At 63.8% G+C, this 6,414-nt stretch carries 4 protein-coding genes, 1 tRNA gene, 1 other RNA gene and 1 pseudogene; 4 read left to right on the top strand and 3 right to left on the bottom strand.

What is annotated here, in order from left to right; translation table 11 throughout:
* Positions 1–301, bottom strand: a pseudogene (locus EUC46_RS01495) (recombinase family protein); the annotation flags it as partial.
* Between the two features lie 1,310 nt (positions 302–1,611).
* Between EUC46_RS01495 and EUC46_RS01490 the strand changes: the two are divergent.
* The 4 genes from EUC46_RS01490 (at position 1,612) to rnpB (ending at position 4,009) form a co-directional block, all read left to right on the top strand.
* Positions 1,612–1,693 (top strand) — tRNA-Leu (locus tag EUC46_RS01490).
* A 48-nt stretch (positions 1,694–1,741) separates the two neighbouring features.
* Entirely contained in the window at positions 1,742–2,656 is a 915-nt protein-coding gene (locus EUC46_RS01485) for a Nif3-like dinuclear metal center hexameric protein (protein WP_128772397.1), read from the top strand.
* A gap of 34 nt (positions 2,657–2,690) precedes the next feature.
* On the top strand, positions 2,691–3,425 hold the full coding sequence (locus EUC46_RS01480; protein ID WP_128772396.1) for a zinc ribbon domain-containing protein: 735 nt from the start codon (positions 2,691–2,693) through the stop codon (positions 3,423–3,425).
* 208 nt (positions 3,426–3,633) lie between these two features.
* Positions 3,634–4,009, top strand: an RNA gene (rnpB, locus tag EUC46_RS01475) — RNase P RNA component class A.
* Between the two features lie 110 nt (positions 4,010–4,119).
* Here rnpB and EUC46_RS01470 read toward each other — a convergent pair.
* Both EUC46_RS01470 and map read right to left on the bottom strand, forming a co-directional pair.
* The gene (locus EUC46_RS01470; RefSeq protein WP_241655321.1) at positions 4,120–4,968 is read right to left on the bottom strand and encodes a hypothetical protein; all 849 of its coding nucleotides are present in this window, start codon (positions 4,966–4,968) and stop codon (positions 4,120–4,122) included.
* 535 nt (positions 4,969–5,503) lie between these two features.
* The gene (gene map / locus EUC46_RS01465) at positions 5,504–6,406 is read right to left on the bottom strand and encodes a type I methionyl aminopeptidase (RefSeq protein ID WP_128772394.1); all 903 of its coding nucleotides are present in this window, start codon (positions 6,404–6,406) and stop codon (positions 5,504–5,506) included.
* Positions 6,407–6,414: the final 8 nt, after the last annotated feature.

Genomic DNA, 6,414 nt, shown 5'->3' with positions numbered 1-6,414 from the left:
TGATGACTTCGTTGGCCAGGTTGCGGCTGTAGAACTCGGCGATGGAGCTCATGATGCCGTGCAGCAGGATGCCGCCGGGGGTCTGGTCGATGTTCTCGCTGGTGGAGATCAGGCGGACGCCGGCTTCTTCGAAGACCCGGTTGATCTCGACATCGTCGGCGCGGTTGCGGGCTAGGCGGTCGAGTTTGTGGACGATGACGTAGTCCACATCTGGTGTCTGGCGCAGGTAGGCGAGCATCTTCTGAAGCTCAGGGCGGTTAGCGCTGCGAGCGGACTCACCACGATCAACGAACTCCTTGATGTCAGAAGGCGGTCCTGATGGTGTTGTGGAGTGTGTGGCCGGGGCGAACATGGCGATTCGCGCTTTCGGAGAGGTGAGTTATGACCGACTTCAAATAAAGCGTATTCAGAGGATTTGCGCCCTGAGTATTCGAGTGTGGCCTGATGTAGAATATTTACACGCACATTGATGTGACACGGGAAATAGGTCATGTTCTACTGAGATGAAAATAGTGCAATGACGTATTCGTTCTAGTGAGGCTGATTCGAGCAAAATCAAATTTTGCTGTAAGGTGGTTCGCGCATGATTGTCGATGGCTTCGCTTAAATGATGATTTGGTCAGCGCGCTGCATCTTTTAATAGCTGTGCCGAGCATTGTCATCGCTACGGACAACATGGATCTATCCACTGACGTGATTGCGTCAAGGTCAGATGTGCGGGAGTTTGCCGATCATATTCTGTCGTCAAGCGACCTGGACGTTCTTAAGTATGAATCGCCTCATGATTTTTTTGGGTCATAGCTGGAATCGAACGGTTTCTCGTTCGATCAGGCTATTTTAGTCGATGATGGTGTCGAGAATTGTGTCGCCTTTGAAAAAGCTGGCGGCAGCATCCCTCCAATGGCGGTCATCGACAAAAGTTGACGAGCTGAAAGCCTTCGCGTGCGGGAATCGTTCGGCGAATCGAGGTTCGCCCGGTGCAGGACTATCTGGTTAGTGGCCTGTTCAGTGAGCTCACGAAGAACGTGGTGGAGCCTGTTTTGCGCGCGGAGCTGACTGAATGTCACGGCCACGAGTGCGGTGGGATACCGATGGACGAGAGTATACCACGATGGTTTTATGCGAACCTGTGTTAAATGGTACAGATGCAGGGTTCGTCGCAGGTAACGATGAGAAAATCTCGCCTATAAAAGTACAGTCGACCTTAAATGAGGTTTTCTTCGGGGCGTGTGATGGCGTCGTCGGCCGGGGAGCAACTCCGGCACAATCCTCTCACCCCGGTCGACCAGGCAATCCACCGGAATACTTCAGACATGACCACATCCCGTCGGATTAATGAGGAACAAAACTTCTAAGCGCCCGAGAAACGCCGCCCACTCCACTATGATGCGTTCACCGGCCGCATCACCGACCGTACCCGCGTCTTCAGCCGTGAAGAGCCGCTTTTTCTCTCTGATCCGGCGCCTGGTAGGCTGCTTCCGTTCGCCTCCAGTTCATCGCTCGGCCTCCAGCGGCGGGCAGCCGCCTCCTGAAGGCGAGGAGACGGCTCCAGATGCTCGAGCGGAGTTCGCCGAGGCGGACCGGTGCTCCTAGTCTTGCCTGGGCGCGCCTGCCCCTGTGGTGGAATCGGTAGACACAGCGACCTTAAAAGTCGTTGCCGCAAGGCGTACGGGTTCGAGCCCCGTCGGGGGCACCGCCGCCGTTCGCGCCACGGGCCGTGGTGCACCGCTAGCCTGGACCCATGAGCACCAGCCAGGAGATCCCCGCCGCGCCCCTGGGCTTCACCCCCAAGGCCCCTGCCTCTGCTTCGCAACCTGCTGGCGCACCCCCACCACTGACCGTTGGGGAGGTCGTTGCCCTGGTCGAGGCCTCCGCCCCGCCCGCCCTGGCCGAACCCTGGGACTCCAACGGACTCATTTGCGGGGATCCCGCTGAGTCGGTTCGCTCCATCCTCCTGGCCGTGGACCCGGTGGCCGTCGTCGTGGACGAAGCGATCACTCTGGGCGTGGACATGCTCATCACCCACCACCCTCTCTACCTGCGCGGCACCGATCATGTTGCCGCCACCGACCCCAAGGGCCGCTGCGTACATCGCCTCATCCGCGCCGGCATTGCTTTGCTCAACGCTCACACCAGCCTCGACGCCGCCCACGGCGGAGTGGCCGACGCCCTGGCCGAGCGCGCCGGGCTCGTTGACACCCGCCCCCTGGAACCCAGTGCAATTGACACCGATCAGGGCATTGGCCGCGTGGGCCGGCTCCCGCGCCCTGTCACCTTAGGAGAATTCGCCGACGCCATTGCCTCCGTCCTACCCGACTCAGCCCCCGGTCTTCTCGTCGGTGGAGACCCGCAGGCAACTGTTGAAACCATTGCCGTTTCAGGCGGAGCAGGGGACTCGCTGCTCGGTGCCGCCCGCAGCGCCGGGGCCGACGTTTTCCTCACCGCCGACCTGCGCCATCACCCGGCCAGCGAACACCTGGAAGGAGGGCGACCCTACCTCCTGTGCGGCACGCATTGGGCCACTGAATGGGTGGGCCTGCCTCCAGTGGCTCGCCGTCTTGAGGCTGCCGCCGCCGCTCAGGGACGTACACTCACCACGCAGGTCTCCAGAATCGTCACTGACCCCTGGACGCTGCGCCTGAGCACCGGCTCCTGACCGACATTCCATCTGATACCGAAGGACCATCGCCGTGACCAGCGCCCCCATCGCCCAGCAACGACTGCTCATTGACCTTCAGGAACGCGACTCCCGCCTGGCGCGTCTCGCCCACGAGCGCCACACCTTGCCCGTGCTCACCCGCATTGAGGCCACTGTCGAGCGCCTGAGGAACAATAAGCGCTCCGCAGCACTGGCCGCCGCGACCCTGGCCGACGCCAAGCGCGAGGCCACCCGCACCGAAGACGATGTCAACCAGGTCGCCCGCCGTGCCACTGTCCTGCGCGAGCGTCTTCACTCCGGGGCCGCCGGCGCCCGTGACCTGACCGCCATTCAGGGGGAGATCGATCAGCTCGGCCGTCGTCAAAGCGCCCTGGAAGACGCGCAGCTCGCCGCCATAGAGGCGCTGGAAGCCGCCCAGAGTGAGATCGAGCGCGTCGAGGCCGAAGAGATGGCCATCCGCGTCGCCGGACGTGAGCTCACCGCCGAGCGTGACGCCGCCTTCACACGCATTGATGCCGAACTTGCCGCCGTCCGAGCTGAGCGTGACGAGCTCGCTGGCAGTATTGACGCCCCCCTGCTCGCAGAGTACGACGCCGTGCGGGCCGCTACTGGCGGGCTGGGCGCCGTGGCCCTGCGCGGCAACCGCTTAGAGGGCGGGACCATTGAGATCAGCCCCCACGAGATGGCTCGCATTAATGCGGCCCCGGAGACCGCCGTCATCCACGCCGAGGAGAATGACGTCATTATTGTGCGCATGGACCTCTAGCCAGCCGGCGGGGCCACCCCCCAAGGCCGGGTCCGCCGCCAACCAGCACTTCCAACCAGACAATGTGGGACGAGATCGGCGGCGACGATGCCAGTCTCATCCCATAGCGCCAGTTCGAGTGCCGCGAGTGACGCTCATAGCAGGGCGGGGCGCGCCTCAACGATCGGCGACGGGGCACACCGGCGACCAGCTACACTGTCAGGGCGGATGAGCCGACCGGGCGGCCGCGGTATCACGCATGTGGATCGAGGAACGTCCGGGCTCCACAGAGCAGGGCGGTGGCTAACGGCCACCCGGGGTGACCCGCGGGACAGTGCCACAGAAAACAGACCGCCGGCAGGCCTGCCCGCCGGTAAGGGTGAAACGGTGGGGTAAGAGCCCACCAGCGTGGCGGGTGACCGTCGCGGCTCGGTAAACCCCGCCCGGAGCAAGACCGCGCAGCAGGTGCTTGAGGGCTGCTCGCCCGAGCCTGCGGGTAGGTCGCATGAGGCTGTCGGCAACGGCGGTCCAAGATAGATGGTCGCCACCGCCATGCCGGTGACGGTAGGCGGCAACAGAACCCGGCGTACAGGTCGACTCATCCGCCCCTGCCGCCGTACTGCCCCGACAGTGGACGGGCACACATGAGGGTGCCTTCTCAGAATGATCATTCTGAGAAGGCACCCTCATGTGCTAAAGCCGGCGAAGACTCAGGTCACTTAGCGGCCATGTACATCTCGGTGGAATTGTAGAAAGCCGAGACTGCGAAGACGCCGGAGTTCGCATCGGCCTCATCAATGAGGAAGATGAAGTAGCCCGTGGCGCTGCCGCCGTCACGCGGCATGTCCTGGCTAACGAACTCAGACTTGTCGTAGAGCCGCACTGCCTCAGAGGTGTTGCCCTTGGCGTTGACATAGTCAATTGACAGGTCGTACGAGGAGAACTGGCCCGAGCCGTGGTAGGTGATCGTCACGGGCACGCGGATGTAGACCTTACCCGAGGGGGGCTCCTCGTAGAAGATGGAGCTCTGCCCCTTAAGGATGTCGTTGACGTTCCACTCGACAGCGCCGAAGGAGACGTCCACGGAGGCGCTGGGGTCGGAACTGTACTTGCTGGCCTTCATGGTGAACTGCTGGGTAGCGGGGTCAGCGGGGTTGTCCCGAGTAGTCCCCTGGTCGCCGCTGGAGGACGTCGTGTTAGGGGCGCTCGTCGTCGGCCCGCTCGTTGTCGGCCCGTCAGACGTCGGTCCGTCGTCTGGTTCGTCGGTCTTCGACTGAGCGCTAGTCGCCGGGTCCTTGGGGTCGTCGTCGCCACCGCTGTTCAAAGCGACCACTATGCCCACGACCAAGGCGACCACAAGCACACCGATAATGGTCCAGAACCACCACTGCTTGACAATGGGCTTGTTGTTATTGGCGGGAGTGCCCCCTCCCATATCCACTGGCTGCCAACTCGAGGCGGGAGCACCGCCAGTGGGTGCGCCCTGGTTGTGGTACGGGGTGGGCGCCTGCGCGTAGTCCATGTTGGCGGCGTAGGGGCTGGCACTGGACGCTGAACCTGTCATCGGGGCCTGGCTCGGCATGGGGGCCGTACCCGCGAAGTCCCCGGAAGGGGCGGAGGCGGACTGCCCAGTGGGGTCGGCCACCGGGGAGGAACTTGTAGGAACCGCCTGGGTCGGCGCCCAGGCGGGGTCGGCGCCCGGGCCTGCCTGCGGGGCTGAGGTCGCCTGCGGCGCCGAGGACGCGCTCGTGCCGGAGACGGCGTCGTCAACCCAGAGCTCCCAACCTTCAGGTGCTGGGCCCCACGAAGGGTCCGGCTGCCAGCCCGCGGGCGGGACGAAGCCCTCTGGCGGCGCAGGCCAGTTCGGTGGGGGGTTAAAGCGAAGTGCCATGAAGAACCTCCGATAGGGATGGTCGGGACAGGCGCACGACAGATGTCGTCCTGCGTAAGAATGTACACGCCGTCAGGCTCGAAGTGAGCATCCGAGCACACCTCCTTGGGGACTGCTCCCCAAGGAGGTGCGCCCGGGCACTAGGCTAGAGCCTCCGCTGTGGGTCGAGATAACTGGTTCCGGCAGGCGATCCCGCCCTCAGGGTCCCTCAGGGCAGGGTCAAGACCTCGGCGCCCTGCTCGGTAACCGCCAGGGTATGCTCGAACTGGGCTGTCCGGGAGCGGTCCTTGGTGACCACGGTCCAGCCGTCCTCCCACTGCTCCCAGTCGATGGATCCCAGGGTGAGCATGGGCTCAATGGTGAAGACCATGCCGACCTCGATTTGTTCACTGTGCAGGGGGGCGGCGTCGTAGTGGGGGATGATCAGTCCGGAGTGGAAGGCCTCGCCGACCCCGTGGCCGGTGTAGTCGCGCACGACACCGTAGTCGAAGCGCTTGGCGTAGGCCTCAATAACCCGCCCGATGACGTTGATCTCCCGGCCCGGACGCACGGCCTTGATTCCGCGCTCCATGGCTGTGCGGGTGCGCTCAATGAGCAGGCGGCTCTCCTCATCGACCTCGCCGACAGTAAAGGTAGCGTTGGTGTCCCCATGGACGCCATCGACGTAGGCGGTGACGTCCAGGTTAATGAGGTCGCCCTCCTCAAGCACCGTGGAGTCGGGGATGCCGTGGCAGATGACCTCGTTAATGGAGGTGCAAATGGACTTGGGGAAGCCCATGTAACCCAGGCAAGAGGGGTAGGCGCCGTGGTCGCACATGTACTCGTGAGCGACGCGGTCCAGTTCGTCGGTGGTCACGCCCGGGGCGATGGCCGCCGCCGCCTCCCGCAGCGCCCGGGCCGCGATACCACCGGCGATGCGGATACGCTCAATGGTTTCCGGGCTCTTGACATCAGAGGCAGTGACGACCTCGGGGCCGTCGTGAAACATGTACTCGGGGCGGGGGATTGAGGCGGGCACACGGCGCTGCGGGCCAAGGACGCCGGGGGTGAGGGTACCGCGCGGAGCACGGTCCGCACCGGATGCGCGGCGGGGTTGAGGGGAGGTCGTCATAGCCCCAG

Source organism: Actinomyces oricola, assembly GCF_004104015.1.
Lineage (GTDB): Bacteria > Actinomycetota > Actinomycetes > Actinomycetales > Actinomycetaceae > Actinomyces > Actinomyces oricola.
Note: the sequence above shows the minus strand (reverse complement) of the source record. Positions and strands in the feature narration are given on the sequence as shown.

Excerpts from the sequence above, each read along its gene's own strand:
- EUC46_RS01485 (WP_128772397.1), top strand. The coding sequence starts at position 1,742 with ATGAGCACCAGCCAGGAGATCCCCGCCGCGCCCCTGGGCTTCACCCCC.
- map (WP_128772394.1), bottom strand. The coding sequence starts at position 6,406 with ATGACGACCTCCCCTCAACCCCGCCGCGCATCCGGTGCGGACCGTGCT.
- EUC46_RS01470 (WP_241655321.1), bottom strand. The coding sequence starts at position 4,968 with ATGACAGGTTCAGCGTCCAGTGCCAGCCCCTACGCCGCCAACATGGAC.